Origin of the sequence: Clostridium mucosae (genome assembly GCF_024622765.1) — a bacterium.
In the GTDB taxonomy this organism is placed as follows: domain Bacteria; phylum Bacillota; class Clostridia; order Clostridiales; family Clostridiaceae; genus Clostridium.
Map to the genome: position 1 here is coordinate 71,466 of NZ_JANKAF010000015.1, position 20,052 is coordinate 91,517.

Consider the following 20,052-nt stretch of genomic DNA (forward strand, 5'->3'; position numbering starts at 1 on the left):
TAAACTATATATTCATTATGACATATGTCCTAATAAAATATAATTTTTTTATGTTAAATTTATAAAAAAAGCATAAGGAGAATTAATATGTATAATTTTTTATCTTTATTTACAGGAATATTAATTACTATAATGGTTAGCTTTAATGGCATTTTATCACAAGCCATAGGTAATTATTCATCCTCTTTAATTATTCATCTAACTGGATTTATTATAGTACTAGTAATTCTATTGCTAAAGAAATATAAAATATCCTTTAAGAAAAAACTTCCTATTATATTATATAGTGCTGGAGTAATTGGAGTTTTTACAGTAATTTTTAATAATATAAGTTTTAAGGAATTAGGGGCTTCTTTGACTATATCATTAGCTCTCCTTGGACAAGTTGTGTCTTCTTTTATAATAGATAGTTATGGTTTAATGGGAATGAAAAAAGTAAGATTTGAAAATAAAAAAATATTTGGATTTTTAATTATAACATCTGGAATAATTATTATGACATTTTTTTAGGAGGGTTTTATGTTATATATTTTACTTGCAATTTTATCTGGAGTCTCTGTTGTTTTATCAAGAATTGTTAATTTTAAGTTAGCTGAAGAAATAGGAACTTTCCAAGGAACCTTTTTTAATTATTTAACAGGTTTCTTAACATCATTAATATTTTTCTTTCTTACTAAAGACTATATTAATATCAACAATTTGAATGAATTATCTATTCCATTTTATGCATACCTAGGAGGAACAATTGGTATTTTAGTAGTTTTACTATTTAATTATATTACACCTAAAGTATCATCTTTTTCTCTATCACTTTTAGTTTTTATAGGTCAGCTATCTATTGGTATTATTATAGATTACTTTTCTAGTAACATTATCTCTATTGGTAAAATACTCGGTGGATTATTAATTTTATTAGGATTAAGTTATAATATATTTATTGATAAAAAAGCTCAAGAAACAAAAAGTTTAAATATAATTAAATAATAAAAAGACTCAGGCTCAGAAATCTATTTAATATAAAATTTATTCAATTTCAAGTAAGCTTTATTTTTCAAAAAAGTTAATCTCTTATTTTTGCAAAGGACCTCGCGAAACGCGAGCCCCTTTTAAACCATTTATTTTACTTACTTGAATACATTTTTAAATTTAAATAGAAATTTTTATATATTATTTATATATGCACAAAAATGGAAGTTCTAATTAGAACTTCCATTTTTATTGGCTAATATCAAAATTTATTTTGATACACTTCCTTTTTTATTTATAATTAGTTTTGTCCGAAATATCTGTCTAATAATCCCTTGAATGCTTGTCCGTGTCTAGCTTCATCTTTACACATTTCATGAACTGTGTCATGGATTGCATCTAAGTTTAATTGTTTAGCTAATGTTGCTAAATCTTTCTTTCCTTGGCAAGCTCCGTGTTCTGCATTTACTCTAGCTTGTAAGTTAGCTTTTGTATCTGCAACAACTACTTCTCCGATTAATTCTGCGAATTTTGCAGCATGTTCTGCTTCTTCGAATGCTATTCTCTTATAAGCTTCTGCAACTTCTGGGAATCCTTCTCTATCAGCTTGTCTTGACATTGCTAAGTACATTCCTACTTCTGTACATTCTCCTACGAAGTTAGCTTGTAATCCTTCCATAACTCTTGGATCTACATCTTTAGCTACTCCTACTCTGTGCTCATCTGCCCATGCTAAATCTCCTGATTGTTCCATGAACTTGTCAGCTCCAACCTTACATACTGGACATACTTCTGGTGCTACATCTCCTTCATGAACGTATCCACATACTGTACAAACAAATTTCTTCATAATTTAAACTCCTCCTAAATTCCACATTATTTATATACTTGATTTATATATAACTTAATTTGATGTTTTTATTATATAATAATAATTATTAGTTGTAAATAGTTTTTTATAATTTATTTTAAAATTATTTATAGCTAATAATAAAAAAATAAGAATGAGAGTTTATAATAAAAAATCCTCATTCTTATTTATTTTAAAAGTAAACTTCAAAAAAATTAGTTTATAGGAATATCATTTTTACCTTTTATTCTATCGATTAATTTATACGGTAATAATAAAATATTATCTATATGCTTGTCTTCTATTTTCTTAGAAATTAATATTGCTATTTCTCCTAATATCATAGCCGCTATTCCATCTAATATAAAGTGTTGTTTTATAAATAGAGTAGATAAAATTATCATAATACCAACTATTATAGTATAGTAAAACCATGATTTGTTTTCTTTTCTATTTGTGTATCTCATAACTATATAAGTGTTTAATACATGTATAGATGGAAAACAGTTAAATGGTCTATCATTTTGATAGATAATATTAACAAGCTTATTAGGTAAATTATTGTTAACAACTGTTGGTCTTACTATTTCTACAGGAAATAAATAATAAATAAAATAGCATACAAACATTCCCACATACACTGCTAAAAGAGCCCTTATATATTTTCTACGGTCTTTTAATAAAATAAATATTAATCCTATAAAAATATAAACATACCAATATATATATGGAAAAATAAACATAGCTACAAACGGAATTTCTTTATCTAAAAACAAACTAAGGTCTTTTCCTTTTTCTGCTATTGACCCTGCAATGACATAGTTTATATTTATTATTGGAAATAAAGCAAGCCATGCTAAATCTAGCCACCTTAATTCATTTAACTTGTATTTTAATATAAACCTTTTTAATGCATCCCTCACTTTTAATCACTCCCCTATAAAACATAGTTTATATAAAATATGTTATTATATATATTCTTCAATTAATTATCTACATAACACAAAATAATATAATATTAAATAGTTACTTAATTTATTTATTAAAAACGTTAAATTGAAATTATATATACTATTTGGATCTTTATATAATTAAAAAACTATTTTTCTTAAATATTATCAATTGTTTTTTATAATAAATATACTATTATTACTATAAATTATATAAATTTATTCCTTACTAACTATTTTACAATATTTAAATTATATTGTGCATTTAAGTAAGGAAGTTTAAGAATTTTATAAGGTTTCCTTTAGATATTCTTTAAAAAAAGATTATGTAACAAACATCTCTTTAATTTAATGATCGATTTTTAATTATATGATTTTTAATTATACGAGAGTAATATCTTTAAATATACATTATATATTTATTATTTTTTCTACCATTTTCATATCTATATTATTCTCTAAAATTTTAGAAAGCTCATCAAACTGCTTTAGTTTATATTCATCATAACTTGTTGTATCTTCAATGATATCTTCCATGTTATTTAATTCTAATAAATACTTTATAAAATAATTTAGAAATTCTCCGTTATCAAATATACCATGAAGATAGGTTCCAAAAACTGTAGAATCTTTATTTGTAACACCTGCTATTTCTCCATTATTTAGCTTAATGAATGGAATCGCATTTTTATTTACATTACTAATGCCATTATGAATTTCGTATCCAAATACTTTTATATCTTTAATAAGACTAATTTTATCTAAAACTACCTTTCCTTCAGATTGTTTTGTTATTTTAGTTTTATTAAATCTAGTACATATATCTAAAAATCCAAATCCAGTTTCTGATGTTATATATCCTTCTACTCCTAAATCATCTTCAATAATGTTACCAAGCATTTGGTATCCACCACAAATCCCTAAAATCAAAGTTCCACTTTTTTCAAGTTCCATGATCTTATTAAATATTCCATTTTTCTTTATGGCTCTTAAATCTTCTATTGTGTTTTTACTACCTGGTATTATTAAAAGATCAGGGTTCCCAATATCCTTTGCACTTTCTACATATCTTAGCGATACTTGATTTAATCTTCCTAATGAATTAAAATCTGTAAAGTTTGACATATAAGGTAGTCTTACTACCGCAATATCTAACTTTCCACTATTATTATCTTTATTTTTTATTCTTTCTGTTACACTATCTTCATCTTCTATATCTAAATCAAAATAAGGCATGGCTCCAAGTACAGGTATTTTTATAATATCTTCTAGCTGCTTCATTGCAGACTTAAAATATTCTACATTTCCTCTAAATTTATTTATTATTACACCTTTAATTCTCTTTCTTTCATCTTCATCTAAAAGCATTATAGTTCCTACTACTGATGCAAATACCCCTCCCCTATCAATATCAGCAATTAATATGACAGGTGATTCACTTATCTTCGCCATAGACATATTTGCTATATCAGTATCTTTTAAATTTATTTCCGCGCAACTTCCTGAACCTTCAAGCATTATTAAATCATAACTTTTAGATGAATTATTAAAAGTCTCTTTAATTATATCTTTTAATTCTACATTTAAATCTTTATATTTATATGAATCCATATCACATTTTACTTTCCCGTTTACTATAACTTGTGTTTTAATATTTCCACTTGGCTTTAAAAGAATTGGATTCATCCAAGCTTTTAGTTTTATTTCACAAGCCTCAGCTTGAACAACCTGTGCCCTTCCCATTTCAAGACCTTCTTCTGTTACATATGAATTTAAAGAAATATTTAATGCCTTAAATGGAGCTACCTTTAAACCTTTATTTTTAAAATATCTACAAAATGCTGTTGCAATTGTACTTTTACCTACTGATGATGCTGTTCCAAGCAACATAATACTTTTACTCATTAATAACACCTACTATATCTAAAAATCCATGAGTTTCATTAGTAATTATACCATTTTCTTTAAATTTAATTGGATATTTAAATATTGGTCCATCAAACACAAAAGTATGATACTCACCATTTTCTCCACATGCATCTGAACCTGTTTTAATTATATTTTCAACTACTTTATGCGTTAGTTCTTTTCCTAAAAAGTCAGTTGATAATGCATCTAACCTAACATTTTTTATAACTGTTTTAAATCCAGTATCTATAAATTCATAGGTTAACTTTTCTCTATCTTCAAGCCAAAGTGGAAATATAGCTTCTATTCCTGCTTCATTACATCTATCTGTACACCATGTTCTATGTTCTTCTAAATCTATATCTCCAAAAACACAAGCTTCTGCCCCTAATTCATTTTTAGCTTTATGTAATGCTTTTTTAAAAGCTTCTGAATATTCTTCTCCCTCACATTTCACTAATAAAAGAGGAATACCTAAAGATTGAGATACCTCATTTAATAAATCATTTGTTACTCCATGAAACCAGGATCTTAAAACCTTTTTATCAATAGTGATAAGTAAGGCAACTGGCTTATGTCCATTCTTTATCATTCTGTATAAAGATAATGTGCTGTCTTTTCCGCAACTATATGACATAACAAACTCTTTCTTCATTTAAATTACTCCTTTCTACTTCCACTTTTCTAATGTTCTTACCATAAAAGTTTTTATATCTATTCCATAAACTTCTTCTAAATCATTACTATTTAATACTTCTTTTGTATTTCCATTCCCTTTTATGACTCCATCATTAAGCATCAATACTCTATCTCCATAATTTTGAACTAAATTTAAATCATGCAATACAGCTATAACAATCTTATTTTTTTCTTTAGCCCAGTTTTTAAGATAATCTAATATTTCAATTTGATATCTTAAATCTAAATGATTTGTTGGCTCATCTAAAAGTATAACTTCTGGGTCTTGCGCAAAAGCTCTTGCTAAAAATACTCTTTGAAGCTGTCCTCCAGATAACTCACTTATAAGTTTATCTTTTATATCTAATATTCCAACCATCTTTAAGCTTTCATTTATAATTACTTCATCTTTTTTAGTTAATCTTGAAAAAATACTATTTAAATGGGCATATCTTCCTAATGCCACTGTTTCATAAATAGTATAAGGAAATTGTATGTTCGAACTTTGTGTCATTAATGCAATCTTAGTTGCAAGTTCTTTTCTTTTTAAAGTATTTATATTTTTTCCATCTAGCTTAATTTCTCCATTAAAAGAAATCAAATTAGATATAGCTTTTAACAAAGTACTCTTGCCACATCCATTAGGACCAACTATACATAAGTTTTCTCCCCTATTTATGTTAAAACTAACTTGTTTTACAATGTCTATTCCATTATAGCCACAACAAACATTTTTAACTTCTAGCATATTAAATCACCTACTTTGATTTTTTAAAGTATAAATAAGCAAAAAATGGAGCTCCTATTATAGCTGTTACTGCACCTACTGGAAGTTCTGATGGCACTATTATAGTTCTTGAGATTAAATCAGTAACCACCATAAGACATCCCCCAAATACAATTGACATAGGAATAACATATGAATGCTTTGATCCAAATATCTTTCTCACTATATGCGGAGCAATTAAGTCCACAAATCCTATAGTTCCACTTATTGATACTGCTGCTCCTGTTAATACTGCCACAAATAAAAAAAGATACTTCTTAACTTTTTCAGCTTCAACACCAATAGCTTTTGCTTGTTCTTCTCCAAATGTTAATACATCCATTTCTTTAGAAAATACCATTACTCCAATTATTCCAATTAGAAAAAATGGAATTCCTGCTTTAAGATAGCTCCATCCTCTCATAGAAAATGATCCCATTTGCCACATTGTTATAGATTCTATCTTATCAGTAAATAAAGCCGTTATAGTTGTTAGTGCAGCATTAAAGAATAAAGAAAAAACCATTCCCGATAATATAATTGTACTATTTGATAATTCCTTATCTACTTTACTTGCAAATAGTAATACTATTATCATTGTTAATAAACTACTTATAAACCCCACTAGAGGTAGTGAAAAGTTTCCAAGGAAAGGGATAGATATTCCTGAAACTATTAACAATCCTACTCCTAAAGATGCTCCTGATGATACCCCTAAAGTATAAGGTGATGCTAATGGATTTTTTAAAACCGATTGTACTACAGCCCCACTTGCTGCAAGTGCTCCTCCAACAGTAAATGCTAATAGTACTCTTGGCAATCTAATACTCCAAATTATTGCAACATCCTTTGATTCAATACCTTCTAGTAAATTTGTATTAAATATTTTATGAAGTATTATCGAAATAATATCCATAATACTAATATTGGAACTTCCAATGGAAGTTCCAATACAAATTATTAATATAACTATCGGTATTGATAGTATCATCAATGTTTTACTTTTTTTATCTTTACTTATATTCATTTGGATAAATAGCCTTAGCCATTTCTTTCAAAGCTTTTATAACATTTTGAGACGGTCTTGATGATTCGTTTGTATCTATCCCATAAACTTGACCTTCCCTTACAGCTGTTATACTATCCCATCCATCACGGCTCTTTATATCATCAACAGCTTTTACTCCATTTATATCTGGCATATTTGTTAATATAACATCTGGATTAGCTGAAATTATTGATTCTGGTGCTGGTGATATCCATGATTTTTCATTAGCAAATATGTTTTCTGCTCCAATTATTTCAATCATTTCATTTAAAAAAGTATCTTGACCAAAACTACTTAATTGAGCACCTGATCCTACTTCAAAATATACTTTCTTCTTATCTGTTATTTTATCTCCAATAGCTTTTATAGCCTCAACTTCCTTTTTCATGTTATCAACAATTTCTTTACCTTTATTTTGAGTTTTAGTTATTTCAGCTATAAACTCTATATCTCCATATATTCCATCCATGCTAAAACTACTTGGAATATAAACAACTGGAATTCCAGCATCTTTAACTAATTGGAATGAATCATTATCTCCTGCTTTATTATGTCCTGATGCAATTATTATATCTGGCTCTAATGCTATTATAGTTTCTGCATCTGGATTTCTAAAATCTATCTTAGGTAGCTCTTGATTTATTCCTTCTACATCTACTGAATAATTATCTACTGCAACCAATTTATCTGCCAGTCCTAACTCCACCAATACTTCTGTATTAGATGGTGCAGTGGATATAATTTTTTCTATTTTCTTTGGTAGAGTGAATTCATTTCCCTCTCTGTCTGTCATAGTTTTTGTAGTTTCTGAACATCCCGCAAATAATGCTAAAGAAAATAACATTGCAAAAACTAATGAAAGAATTTTACTTCTCTTTTTCATAATAATCTCCTCCTAATTTTTATTAGGGCTCATTTTATAGAAATTAATTTTTATTTTTCTATAAAATAAAAAGACATACTAAGAGTATGTCTAAAATACATATTTAATAATCTTAAGTTATTGAAAATAGAAATAGCTTGTATTATCTATTAAAAACAACTTAAGACTATGATAGTATTCCTATTATCTCACCCTCAGAAGATAACAGTCCGTCTATAAAAGGCAGGTCTCCCGGCTTTACTTCATCCTACTTTCTAACCTTCCCGCGCATTTTGCAGTGGTGTTAATAGATTTCGTCCATTTCACGGTTACTGGGGTAGCTCAGGCATTGCACCTGATTCCCTATTAAGCTTTAAAAGCACCTTATATAGCTAATATAGTCTAAATTTCAAATAGAATTATATTATTAATGATATAATATGTCAATTAAAATATGCTATTTTATTATCTCTTTTAAAGTACTTATGAACTTTTCATTTTCCTCTCTAGTTCTAACTGCAATCCTAAAATAATTTTTATCTAACCCTTTATAGTTACTACAACTTCTAATAATTATATTTTTACTTAACATTTTTTCCTTTAAATCTATAAACTCTGTAGTTTTAAACATTATAAAATTTACCGTAGGTCTAAATATATTTATTTGTTCTATTTTACTTAGCTCATTAAATAAAAAGTTTTTTTCCTCTTCTATGTATTTTATTGTATCTTCCATATATTCTTTTTCTTCTAAAGCAACTATAGCTGCCCTTTCAGCAATAACATTAACATTCCATGGAACAGATATATCATTTATCTTTTTCATAATATCTTGATTTTTTGATATCCCATATCCTATTCTAATTCCAGGTATAGCAAAAAATTTGGTCATAGACTTCAAGATAAATATATTTTTGTATTCATTTAATGACTCTACTATTGTATAGTTTTTACTATCTTTAACGAAATCTAAAAAGGATTCATCTATAACTACTATTGTATTAGTTTTCAAAGCTTTCTTTGCAATCTCTAATATTATATCTTTATTTGTTAAATTTCCTGTTGGATTATTTGGATTGCATATAAAAACCATGTCTATATCTTCAGTAATGTAATTTAATATATCTTCGTCTATATTCCATTTATTATTTTCTCTTAAATAATAATATTCTATTCTACCTTTAACACTTAAAACTGCTTCTTCGTATTCTCCAAATGTTGGTGCTGGAATAAGAACCTTTCTAGGATTTAAAGCTCTAACTAAATTAAATATAACTTCAGCTGCCCCATTTCCTAATACTAAATCTTCAATTTCTATACCTTCAAACTTGCTTATTGATGATTTTAAATCATAATATGTTATATCTGGATACCTTTCAATCTTATCTATAGCTTTCATCATCTCCATCTTAACATTTTTATTTATTCCAATAGGGTTTATATTTGCTGAAAAATCTATAAGTTTTTCCTTATTTAAATTATATTTTCTTGATAATTCATCTATATTTCCACCATGAACTACTTTGCTCATTATAAAAGCCCTCCAATCAAAGATAAAAGCATTGCTACTAAATAACTAAGAAATGATACTAAATATAAAATATTATTAGTTTTATAAACATCTAAAACCTCTATTTTTTTAATTTCATCTCCTATAGTTGGCTTTTTTACTAACTTTCCAAAATAATAATTTGCTCCGCCTAACTTAAGCCCTATGGCCCCTGCAACTGCAGCTTCTGGATGTGCGCTATTTGGACTACTATGATTACTCTTATCTCTTATGTAAATTTTAAAACTATTTTTATAATTTAATTTTAATATCCAAGATGCAATTACTATGAGAATACCACTTAACCTAGCTAGTATATAATTAAATAAATCATCTAACTTTGCTGGAAAAAATCCAAAATCTTTATATTTTTCATTTTTATATCCAAACATTGAATCCATTGTATTAACTGCTTTATATACCATTGCAAATGGAGCACCTAAAACTCCTGCATAAAATATAGGCGCTACTATACCATCAGACATATTTTCTGCAATTGTCTCAACTACTGCTCGTAAAATTGCTTCTTTATCTAACTCTTTAGTATCTCTACCAACAATATATGAAAGTTGATTTCTTGCTCCTTCTATATCGTTTTTTAATATATATGATACTACCTTCAATCCTTCTACTTTTAAAGCTTTTGTTGAGATACAAAAATATACTATTACACCGCTTATAATAATCCCTAAAATATAATTAATATTAAAACTAATTTTAATTATATAGACATTAACAAAGTACACTATTAAAATACTAAATATCCATGTTAGTAATCCAGCTATCTTTAAAGTATTTTTGCATAGTTTTCTAAATATATTTTCTAAAAATCTACAAGTATTACCTATTAATCTTATTGGATGAATGGGATTTTGAGGATCTCCTATTATTAAATCCAAAATATATCCTATAGTTAGTTGTGTCATCTTATTACCTCTTTGATAATTTTACTTTTATCTATTTTTAACTCTTTATTTTTAAAACTTCTTTTATTGTAAAGTTTTGCTCCTGAAATTCTATTTTAAGTTTATATCCTTCTCCACATTTAGGTTGCCAGCTATAAAAATTTTTACTATCATCATAAAAGCATTCTAATATACTTCCTATTGTTCCGCCATGTGAAATTAACAAAACTGATTTATAGTTGTTTTTCTTTATATATTTTATAAAACTAATAAACTCTTCTTTAATACGGTTTTTATATTGATTTTTACTTTCACCATTTGGACATCTTACCTCTCCAATTTCATCCATTATCCAATTTATATAGAGCTTATCCTCTTTCAAATCTTCATATGATTTCATTTCAAAGTCTCCAAAATCATATTCAAAAAATCCTGATAATTCTTCATAAGCTTCATCCTTATAAATAATATTAAAAGTTTCATTAGCCCTAGCTGCACCACTAGTAAAATATTTATCACACTTAGGATAGTTAATTCTAGATTTCAAATAATTTAACTCTTCTATTCCTCTATCACTTAAACTTATATCAGTTTTACCACAATATAATCTTTTTTCATTACAAATAGTCTTACCATGCCTAAATAAATAAACTTCCATACTACTCATTTTTAATCACCATTGGAATTCCACAGAAAACTCTATATACTTCTTTAGAATTATTACTTAAGTACTGAAGACATCTTCCTGTGCTTTCTCGCCATATTCTATCTTCTTTCTTTAATGGAACTATCCCTTCACATATATCATCACTGATAATTATCTTATCTTTAAATAAACTTTCATTTTCTAAAATATATTTTAATGGATCTTTATTTTCTAAAGACATCTTATAAGTAAACTTATGAAATTTATTTATTACCTTTTTTGAAAAATCTATTTCTAAATTATCTATATTATTTAAATTTAATACCTCTTCATCAGAAATATTAAACTTCTCTTTAACAAAGCTTAACTTTCCACTATAAGCTCCACCAAATACAAGAATCAAAATTAAACACACCCTCCGTAATAAATTGCGAAGCAACTCAAATTGATAATATACAATTGATAATGGATAATTATTGTCCATTGTGCATTATCAATTATCCATTATAAAAATGTTCGCATTTTTATATTATTATTGCTAAACATAGTATTCCTATTAACTCTGAGATCACAAGGCCATACCCAGCACTGTCTCCTGACATACCACCCAATTCCTTCGAACTCTTATTCACTGAAATTATTGCTGAAATTATCATAGCTAATGAAACTATCAGCCCCTTAGCGCCAATAAAATATATGAAGCTTAAACTTGTTATAAGTAAAAATAAATATAAAACAAGTATATCAATTTTTCCTGTTCCTTTTTTAAAGTATGATCCAAGTGAACTTTCTTTCATTGATTCCTTTTTTAATAACATAAGTCCCATTAAACTTCTTGAAATAATAGGTATAATAATTAATCCAATTATGTTTTCTTTTTTATCTACTAATGTGTAAATAGCTGAAAAATCAATTATAAATAAAATTGCTAATGATATTACTGCAAAGGCTCCTGTATTAGGATCTTTTAATATCCTTACTTTTTCCTTTTGATCTCTTCTTGATAATAAAGCATCACATACGTCCATATAACCATCTAAATGTAACATCCCCGTTATAATAAATGGAGTTATCATAGTAATTGCTGCTGTTAAAATGGTAGATATATTAAAAATGCTAACAATTTTATAGACAGTATAATGTATTAATCCTACAACAAGTCCTACTAATGGATAAAGCTTCATCATATGCTTTACTCCATTATCATCCCACTTCTTATAAGGCATAGGTAATATTGTAAACATACTTAAAGCCATTATAAAAGCATTTATTAATTTAATCATATTAAATCACCTATATATTTTCTTCCTTTATGAATTATCTTATTATTATAACAACACTCTATAACAACATCTGAAATTTTAGCTAAACTTATATTTATTTTTCCCATCTCTCTTCTAAAAGCTTCTGTAAAATCATCATATACTATAGAATCACTAAACAAATAATCTGTTACTATGACTAAGTTTATATCTTTACTAGATAAATTTCTTATTCCATCAAATATTTTCCCACTCACATCCATTATAACTTGCTCTTCAATAAACATTTCATTAGTAACTATTGATGTAACACTATCTAATAGAAGTGTATCTCCTTTTTTTACTTTTGCTGCTACTTCTTCTATATTCCTACTTTGCTCAATTGTTTTAAAACCCCAGCCATCCCTTTCCATTAAATGATTATTAATTCTTTTTATATCTTCTTTATCGTAAGGCTCCATTGTAGCAATGTAGTATAAATCACAATCTTTATCTTCTAATTTTTTCGATAGATGCTGCCCAAGCATTGACTTTCCACTTTTTGATCCGCCAACTATTAATATAATCATTTTTCTATTCCAATCCTTACTAGAACTTTTTTATCTATAAATTTAGTAAGCAATGCCTTATTTCCTCTATCGGCGTCCTTTACTCCTACTCCCATTGCGGCAGTTGTTTTTCCACTTCCACAATACATATGAATAAATCCTAAATTCATTTAATTTCTCCTATCTACAATATAATTCTTTTTATTTTTAACTTTTTCTAAATAACTTGGATCTATTTCCGCTTCACTAAAGGTTGCCATATTATTCATCATAGCACATGAATATTGAACTATGGAAAAAGCTATTGGGCACCCACTGCCTTCTCCAAGTCGCATATCTAAATTAAGCATAGGTTCTAATCCTATATTACCCATTGCAATATTGTATCCAATTTCCTTTGAGCAATGAGATGATATAAGATAATCTTTAACATCTTTATTTAGCTTAGTAGCTACTAAGGCTGCAACAGCTGATATAAAGCCATCTATTACAACTGGTATTTTATAATATGAAGCTCCTAAAAAAACTCCTACCATTCCAGCTAAATCAAATCCACCAACTTTAGCTACAACATCAATTGGATCATTAAAATTTGGCTTATTTACCTCTATAGCCTGCTTTACTACTTTCTTCTTCTTTTCAAAAGCATCATCTGTTAAACCTGCACCTTTTCCTACAACATCTTCAATTTCACAGTTTATTAAAGCTGCCAAAACAGCACTACTAGTAGTTGTATTACCTATTCCCATTTCTCCAACACCAACTATGTCATATCCCTTTTGCTTAGCTTCTTTAACCATATCAATCCCTATGTAAATACCTTCAATACACTCTTCATAAGTCATTGCCTCTTCTTTAGCTATGTTATTGCTCCCTCTTCTAATTTTTCTAATTATTGCCCCTGGTATATCTCCCTCACAATCAACACCAATATCGACTACTAATAAATCAGTTTTATTTTCTTTTGCAAGAACAGCAACACCTGTTAGTCCTTTTGAAAAATTGATAGTTTGTGCTAAAGTAACATATTTAGGGGCAGATGCAACTCCTTCTTCCACAACTCCATTATCTGACGAAAAAATTATTATGCATTTTTTATCTATTCTATTTTTTATTTTTCCTGTTATACCAGCCAATTGAATAGCAATCTCCTCAAGTTTACCTAAACTTCCTAAAGGCTTTGCTAAAGAATCTACTCTTCTCCTTGCTTCATCTTTAACCTTATAATCTATTTCTTCAATATTTCTTATTACTTCCTCAACTACTTCTCTGTGACCCACTGCCCTTCCCCCTTAATCTACTTCTTTTTTTGTTATAATATATTAAAATTTATCTAAAAGTCAATAAAGGCATATTTCTTTATAAAACAAAAAAATCCACAGTTAAATATATTTAATCTGTGAATTCATCTTTAATAGCCTCTAATAGTATAAATCTTATATATGTTTTTCAAAAATAATTTCTGAAGAGTTTGGCCAAATATTAGTTTTATTTGCAAGCTTTATTTTTATATTCTTTAAACTAACGCCATTTAAAAATATTTCTATAAAATCCTCATTATTTCCTGTATATGAACCAAATAGTATTAATTTATCAATTTCATTTTCAAAATCTATTATTTCATAAACCTCATAATACATAAGCTCTCTTCCTTGTGAAGAATATTTTATTTTATCAATTGAAATATACTCATTAAACTTATATATAAATTCTCTTGAAAATGAATCTCCAATACTTTTTAAATATACTTCATTTTTATTTAAGTCCAAATCACTACAATGACTTTTATACTTATTAGCTATATATAAAATCTTATTTATACTCTCTTTCGATATTTTAAAAAATTCATTATAATTAAAAAAACCTTCATACAACACTGTAGTTGATAGAATTTCATCTATTCCAATACAATCCATATTAAGCCTCCTTTAATTTAAAATATAGTTATAGCAAATGCTTTGTATTGAATAATATTATCTACTTATATTCTTATACTTTTTTATTTAATTTAAAAGTCCTATTTTCTTCAAAAATAGTCATAAAAAAAATAGGACCATAGTCCCATTTTGGAAATCTTTTTTAAAATTAATTAAATATTACATTAAACTTCTTCTATAATCTTCTTTATAATTTTCTTATCTATAAGTTTCCATTGCCCTATCCCTATATCATCTAGCGCAATATTCATTATTCTTATTCGCTCTAACTTGGTAACATTATATCCAAAAACTTTGCTCATTCTTCTTATTTGTCTATTCAATCCTTGAGTTAAAATAATACTAAACACATTTCTATCTATTCTTCTTAATTTACATGGTCTAGTAACAGTCCCTAATATCTCAACACCTTTAGACATGCCTTCAATGAAGCTATCATCAAAATCTTTATCTAAAGTTACAATATATTCTTTTTCATGATAACTTTCTGAAGATAATATTTTATTTGCTAACTCTCCATCGTTTGTCATTAAGATTAGCCCCTGAGAGTCCTTATCTAATCTTCCAACTGGAAAAACATAATCCTTATAATTTAAAAAGTCAATTATATTATTATCTATTTCTCTTGCAGAGGTACAAACTCTTCCTGGTGGCTTATTTAATGCTATATATACCTTTTCCTTTGGCTTTACCTTTTCACCGTCTAATAATATCTCATCATTTTCCTCAACCCATTGACCTTGTTCACATAGTTTTCCATTAACAATTATTCTTTTATCTTCAATCCATCTACTTACTTCTTTTCTTGAGCAATATCCATAGTTACTTAGTAGCTTATTTATCCTCAATGTACAAATTATCCTTTCTGCTTCTTATTTCTATATTATATATTTGTTTCAATTAATAATCCATATTTATATTTTGCAAATATAAAGGCTACGCTAACTAGATATGTATTAAATTGGAGATATTATATGAAAATCGGAAAGTTAATACATATCATTAAGTTTAATTCGAAAATACTACAAAATTGAATTTATATTTTTGTACTCCCGTACAAATATATCTAATACTCAACATTTGTAATTGTTGTCATAAATAAACTGTGTTAAATTCAACTTATGAAACTTCTAGGAGGGGTAAAATGAAGAAGAAAAAAATATTTTATTTATCTATATCAATAATTTTAGCTTTAACTGCTATAATAGTTTCCTTTAATCTATTGACAAAAAATAATAATAAACTTGAAAACAAACCATTCTCATGGGATAATGTTAGTCTTTATTTTGTAATGACTGATAGGTTTTATGATGGGGATAAATCTAATAATAATTCATACGGAAGAGTTAGTGTAGATTCTAAAGGATCAACCGTTGGAACTTTTCATGGTGGAGATATTAAGGGTTTAACTAAAAAATTGAAGGAAGGATATTTTGATGATTTAGGAATCAATGCAATTTGGCTTACATCTCCAATAGAACAAATACATGGATTTATATCTGGAGACTCAAACGGTTCCTTTGCTCATTATGGTTATCACGGCTACTATGCTTTGGATTGGACTTCAATAGATAAGAATATGGGGACTGCTCAAGAAATGAGAGAATTTGTTGACTTAGCTCATTCAAAGGGAATAAGAATTGTTTTAGATGTTGTAATGAATCATACTGGATTTTCTACTTTAAAAGATATGTCTGACTATGATTTTTATCCAATAAAAAATGATACAGTTGATATTTCTAATTGGATTCCTAATGAAAATGAAAACTTTGATACTTATAATAAAACCATAGTTGATTATTCTGGTCATAAAGAGGAGTGGTCCAAATGGTGGGGATCTGATTGGATAAGAGCTGGTATCCCTGGATACACTCCTGGTGGTTCAAATGATATAACAATGAATCTTTCGGGGTTACCCGATATAAAAACAGAATCTACAAATCCTGTAGATATTCCTCCAATACTTAAAGTAAAGTGGGGAAAAGATGCTACAGAAAAAAATGATAAATGGATAATTCCAGCTGCTGAAAAATATAGAGAAAACTTAAATATAGCGCCTTCAGAGTATATAATAAAATGGCTATCAGCTTGGGTAGAGGAATTTGGAATAGATGGCTTTAGATGTGATACTGCTAAACATATAGATATGTACAGATGGCAAGAATTAAAGGAAGAATCAAATAAAGCTCTAACAATTTGGAGAGAAAAAAATCCTAATAAACCTGGTGCTAAATGGACAGATGATTTTTGGATGACAGGTGAAGTTTTCGGACAAGGTCTTGATAAAAATGAATACTATAATAATGGCTTTGATTCAATAATAAACTTTAAATTTCCAAAAGGTGATAGTATAGATTCATTAGAGGAAATTTATTCTGAATATGCTAATAAAATAAATTCTGACTCTTCATTTAATGTCTTAAGTTATATATCCTCACATGATACTGGATTAACTAGAGGAAATATGATTAATTTAGGGACAAAGCTTATTTTGTCTCCTGGTGGTATAGAAATTTATTATGGTGATGAATCAAATCGTAAACCTTCAACTAATACTATAACTACCGCTAAAGATCAACCTTCAAGATCAGATATGAATTGGGATAGTATAGATAAGGATGTGTTATCTCACTGGCAAAAACTTGGTAAGTTTAGGTCAAACCATATTTCAATAGGTGCAGGAGAACATAAAGAAATCCAAACTTCTCCTTATGCTTTTAGTAGAATTTATAATAAAAATGATTTTAATGATAAAGTTGTTGTTGCAACTGGCGTTTCTAATGAAGCTACTATAGATGTATCATCTGTATGGGAAGAATCTACATCTATAAGAGATTTTTATACTGGAAAGAAATATGCAGTTAAGGATGGTAAGGTTACTGTCAAAGCTAATAGCAATGGTATTGTATTATTAGAAGAAGTAAAGTAAAAAGTATCGTAGTATCAGAAATCTATTTAATATAAAATTTATTCAATTTTAAGTAAGCTTTATTACCTTTAAAAGTTAATTTCTTATTTTTATAAAGGGTCTCACGAAACGTGAGATCCTTTTAAACCATTGATTTTACTTGCTTAAAGGCGTTTTAAAACTTAAATAGAGATTTTGTCTATTATTTACATACATGCAAAAATGTAAGCTCTAGTTAGAACTTACATTTTTACTAGCTAATATAAAAATTTATTTTGATACAACCCCTGTATAAATTTTATACACCTACAACTTCTTTTATTGCTTCTACTACTCCATTATCATTATTACTTTTTGCAATAAATCTTGATACCTTCTTTAAATCATCATGTGCATTTTCCATTGCAAAGCTATAATAAGCGCTACCCATCATTTCTAAATCATTAAGATAATCTCCAAATACCATTGTTTCTTTATGATCTATCTCTAGCATATCTTGAATTTTATTTATTGCAACTCCTTTATTAACACCTTTAGCAGTTATATCAAGCCAAATTTCTCCTGATACTGTCACTTGAAGCTTGTCTTTATATTCATTATAGTAATTATTACTATTAAATTCAGAACCAGAAAAATCACATATTGTTACTTTTAATATATCATCTTCAACTTTAGTTAAATCATCAATTATTTCATATCTCTCATAATATTTCTTTGTTTCTTTTACTAATCTCTCTTCATTACTTTCTATATAAGCCGATTTTTTACCACATACTATAACATGAGCATTTTCTATAGTTCTACCTATTTTAATAAGCTCTATTGCAACATTTTTATCTAAAGAATTAACTAAAATTTCTTCACCTTTATATACTACAAATGTTCCATTCTCGGCTATAAACATCATATTATCTTTTATTTTTTCAAATCTTTTTAATAAGTTATAATATTGTCTTCCACTTGCAGCTGCAAATATTATGTCCTTTTCAACAAGCTTATGAAAAATATCAAAAAACTCCTTGTTTATTTCATTATTCCCATTTAGCAATGTTCCATCCATATCTGATGCTATAAATTTTATCATATGCTTGATCACTCCTAATTATTATATTTAATATATCACTTTAACATTATATTTTGATAATCCGTCAACTATATTTTCTTCTGGTTTCTTATCTGTAATTATATAATCAATATCTCCTAATTCACAAAACTTATATGATCCATCATTATAAAACTTGTCATTAATAGTAATTAAATATTTCTTTTTACTCATTTTAATAATTGATTCTTTTGTACTAACTTCATCTAGGTTAAAATTGCTGACAAAATTATCTTCTATATTAATTCCACCAGCTCCAATAAAAGCTTTATCAATTTTAAATTTTTTAATTTCATTTGAAGTAAATGCTCCAACAGTTCCACCTATTTTTTTATTATACATACCTCCTATTTGGATTATGTCTATATTAGGTATTGAATCAAAAGCCATTGCAATTCTATTCATATTTGTTATTAATGTTATATTCTTTTTAAATCCTGCCATCATTGTTGCAACAGTATAATTAGTACTTGAAATATCCATAAATATTACATCATTTTCTTCAATTTCATCCATAACTAAACTTGCAATTTTTTCTTTTTCATTAATATTGCTTATTATTCTTGAAGTTGTATTGTCATTATGAATTATTTTTCTTTCTAAAATTGCCCCGCCATATGTTCTTTTGATATTACCACATTGTTCTAGCTTACTTAAATCTTTACGAATCATACCTTCAGAAACATTAAATTTTTCACTTAAGTCTCTTACTCTTACTTTACCATCTCTCTTAAGCATTTCTAATATATCTTCTAGCCTTTCTTCCATAAACAAACAAATCCCCTCCTTTACTCTACAAAACTAATCTCACTTATTATCATTTGTTATCACTCATTATCTTTTAATATCATTTTATAACATTTATTATTATTATTCAAGGATAATAAATTGGATTTATAGTTTATAAAGAAAAGTGGACATATATATATTTGCTTACTATATGACTTCTCTCCAAGTCAATACCACATACATAGTCACTTAAAAACTTAAGAAAGAAAATTATAAAAGGGGCTGTTGCAAAATGATTTTTAATCATTTTATAGCAACCTCTTTTTTTGCATTTTAAAATTGATATTTTAGGGGTTATAATAAAAACATACTATGAAATATCTGGTTAAATATTTATTTTGTTGCATGACTAAAAGAGGTAAATATACCCCTTTTTTA

Annotated in this window: 22 protein-coding genes and 1 riboswitch; of the genes, 3 read left to right on the plus strand and 19 right to left on the minus strand. The window is 27.1% G+C overall.

Features of this window, described 5'->3' with window-relative positions; genetic code table 11:
* Window positions 1-87 precede the first annotated feature (87 nt).
* Both NSA50_RS14985 and NSA50_RS14990 read left to right on the plus strand, forming a co-directional pair.
* Window positions 88-510, plus strand: coding sequence for a DMT family transporter (locus NSA50_RS14985; RefSeq protein WP_195263205.1), 423 nt, complete (start codon window positions 88-90; stop codon window positions 508-510).
* A 9-nt stretch (window positions 511-519) separates the two neighbouring features.
* Window positions 520-984, plus strand: coding sequence for a DMT family transporter (locus NSA50_RS14990; RefSeq protein WP_195263204.1), 465 nt, complete (start codon window positions 520-522; stop codon window positions 982-984).
* A gap of 283 nt (window positions 985-1,267) precedes the next feature.
* On the opposite strand, the gene NSA50_RS14995 is transcribed toward NSA50_RS14990, so the two are convergent.
* The 17 genes from NSA50_RS14995 to NSA50_RS15075 form a co-directional block, all read right to left on the minus strand.
* Window positions 1,268-1,816, minus strand: coding sequence for an NADH peroxidase (locus tag NSA50_RS14995; protein ID WP_257446323.1), 549 nt, complete (start codon window positions 1,814-1,816; stop codon window positions 1,268-1,270).
* A gap of 215 nt (window positions 1,817-2,031) precedes the next feature.
* Window positions 2,032-2,739 carry a phosphatase PAP2 family protein gene (locus NSA50_RS15000; RefSeq protein ID WP_195428608.1) on the minus strand — a complete coding sequence of 236 codons (708 nt, stop codon included), beginning with the start codon at window positions 2,737-2,739 and terminating at the stop codon, window positions 2,032-2,034.
* 438 nt (window positions 2,740-3,177) lie between these two features.
* A complete protein-coding gene (locus NSA50_RS15005; RefSeq protein WP_257446328.1) occupies window positions 3,178-4,671 on the minus strand; it encodes a cobyric acid synthase in 1,494 nt (497 codons plus the stop codon).
* Window positions 4,664-5,329 carry a Dph6-related ATP pyrophosphatase gene (locus NSA50_RS15010; RefSeq protein WP_195262434.1) on the minus strand — a complete coding sequence of 222 codons (666 nt, stop codon included), beginning with the start codon at window positions 5,327-5,329 and terminating at the stop codon, window positions 4,664-4,666. Before NSA50_RS15010 ends, NSA50_RS15005 begins: the two co-directional genes overlap by 8 nt.
* Window positions 5,330-5,344: 15 nt before the next feature.
* Window positions 5,345-6,100: an ABC transporter ATP-binding protein gene (locus tag NSA50_RS15015; protein ID WP_195428611.1), complete on the minus strand. Its 756-nt coding sequence runs from the start codon at window positions 6,098-6,100 to the stop codon at window positions 5,345-5,347.
* A 10-nt stretch (window positions 6,101-6,110) separates the two neighbouring features.
* Window positions 6,111-7,145 carry a FecCD family ABC transporter permease gene (locus tag NSA50_RS15020; RefSeq protein ID WP_195262436.1) on the minus strand — a complete coding sequence of 345 codons (1,035 nt, stop codon included), beginning with the start codon at window positions 7,143-7,145 and terminating at the stop codon, window positions 6,111-6,113.
* A complete protein-coding gene (locus tag NSA50_RS15025; protein WP_257446334.1) occupies window positions 7,132-8,049 on the minus strand; it encodes an ABC transporter substrate-binding protein in 918 nt (305 codons plus the stop codon). The genes NSA50_RS15020 and NSA50_RS15025 overlap by 14 nt, the downstream gene beginning before the upstream one ends.
* Window positions 8,050-8,253: 204 nt before the next feature.
* Window positions 8,254-8,430: riboswitch (cobalamin riboswitch) on the minus strand.
* Window positions 8,431-8,485: 55 nt separating this feature from the next.
* On the minus strand, window positions 8,486-9,559 hold the full coding sequence (cobD, locus tag NSA50_RS15030) for a threonine-phosphate decarboxylase CobD (RefSeq protein WP_257446337.1): 1,074 nt from the start codon (window positions 9,557-9,559) through the stop codon (window positions 8,486-8,488).
* Window positions 9,559-10,503, minus strand: coding sequence for an adenosylcobinamide-phosphate synthase CbiB (cbiB, locus tag NSA50_RS15035; protein WP_257446340.1), 945 nt, complete (start codon window positions 10,501-10,503; stop codon window positions 9,559-9,561). Before cbiB ends, cobD begins: the two co-directional genes overlap by 1 nt.
* A gap of 37 nt (window positions 10,504-10,540) precedes the next feature.
* Complete coding sequence (locus NSA50_RS15040) at window positions 10,541-11,149, minus strand: histidine phosphatase family protein (protein ID WP_195428614.1); 609 nt, start codon at window positions 11,147-11,149, stop codon at window positions 10,541-10,543.
* Entirely contained in the window at window positions 11,142-11,531 is a 390-nt protein-coding gene (locus tag NSA50_RS15045) for a bifunctional adenosylcobinamide kinase/adenosylcobinamide-phosphate guanylyltransferase (RefSeq protein ID WP_195262441.1), read from the minus strand. The genes NSA50_RS15040 and NSA50_RS15045 overlap by 8 nt, the downstream gene beginning before the upstream one ends.
* A 121-nt stretch (window positions 11,532-11,652) precedes the next feature.
* A complete protein-coding gene (locus NSA50_RS15050; RefSeq protein WP_195262442.1) occupies window positions 11,653-12,411 on the minus strand; it encodes an adenosylcobinamide-GDP ribazoletransferase in 759 nt (252 codons plus the stop codon).
* The gene (locus tag NSA50_RS15055; RefSeq protein WP_195428616.1) at window positions 12,408-12,959 is read right to left on the minus strand and encodes a bifunctional adenosylcobinamide kinase/adenosylcobinamide-phosphate guanylyltransferase; all 552 of its coding nucleotides are present in this window, start codon (window positions 12,957-12,959) and stop codon (window positions 12,408-12,410) included. The genes NSA50_RS15050 and NSA50_RS15055 overlap by 4 nt, the downstream gene beginning before the upstream one ends.
* Window positions 12,956-13,108 (minus strand): P-loop NTPase family protein, encoded by a 153-nt coding sequence (locus tag NSA50_RS15060; RefSeq protein ID WP_195262444.1) that lies wholly within the window; start codon window positions 13,106-13,108, stop codon window positions 12,956-12,958. The genes NSA50_RS15055 and NSA50_RS15060 overlap by 4 nt, the downstream gene beginning before the upstream one ends.
* A complete protein-coding gene (cobT, locus tag NSA50_RS15065; protein ID WP_257446346.1) occupies window positions 13,109-14,218 on the minus strand; it encodes a nicotinate-nucleotide--dimethylbenzimidazole phosphoribosyltransferase in 1,110 nt (369 codons plus the stop codon). It lies immediately after the preceding gene.
* A 156-nt stretch (window positions 14,219-14,374) separates the two neighbouring features.
* The gene (locus tag NSA50_RS15070) at window positions 14,375-14,854 is read right to left on the minus strand and encodes a hypothetical protein (RefSeq protein ID WP_195262446.1); all 480 of its coding nucleotides are present in this window, start codon (window positions 14,852-14,854) and stop codon (window positions 14,375-14,377) included.
* Window positions 14,855-15,039: 185 nt separating this feature from the next.
* Window positions 15,040-15,723 carry a pseudouridine synthase gene (locus NSA50_RS15075; RefSeq protein ID WP_257446351.1) on the minus strand — a complete coding sequence of 228 codons (684 nt, stop codon included), beginning with the start codon at window positions 15,721-15,723 and terminating at the stop codon, window positions 15,040-15,042.
* 296 nt (window positions 15,724-16,019) lie between these two features.
* Here NSA50_RS15075 and NSA50_RS15080 point away from each other — a divergent pair, with 296 nt between their 5' ends.
* Complete coding sequence (locus NSA50_RS15080; protein ID WP_257446355.1) at window positions 16,020-17,804, plus strand: alpha-amylase family glycosyl hydrolase; 1,785 nt, start codon at window positions 16,020-16,022, stop codon at window positions 17,802-17,804.
* A gap of 277 nt (window positions 17,805-18,081) precedes the next feature.
* On the opposite strand, the gene NSA50_RS15085 is transcribed toward NSA50_RS15080, so the two are convergent.
* On the minus strand, window positions 18,082-18,867 hold the full coding sequence (locus tag NSA50_RS15085; protein ID WP_195262449.1) for an HAD family hydrolase: 786 nt from the start codon (window positions 18,865-18,867) through the stop codon (window positions 18,082-18,084).
* A gap of 27 nt (window positions 18,868-18,894) precedes the next feature.
* Window positions 18,895-19,653, minus strand: coding sequence for a DeoR/GlpR family DNA-binding transcription regulator (locus tag NSA50_RS15090; RefSeq protein WP_243241924.1), 759 nt, complete (start codon window positions 19,651-19,653; stop codon window positions 18,895-18,897).
* Between the last annotated feature and the right edge of the window lie 399 nt (window positions 19,654-20,052).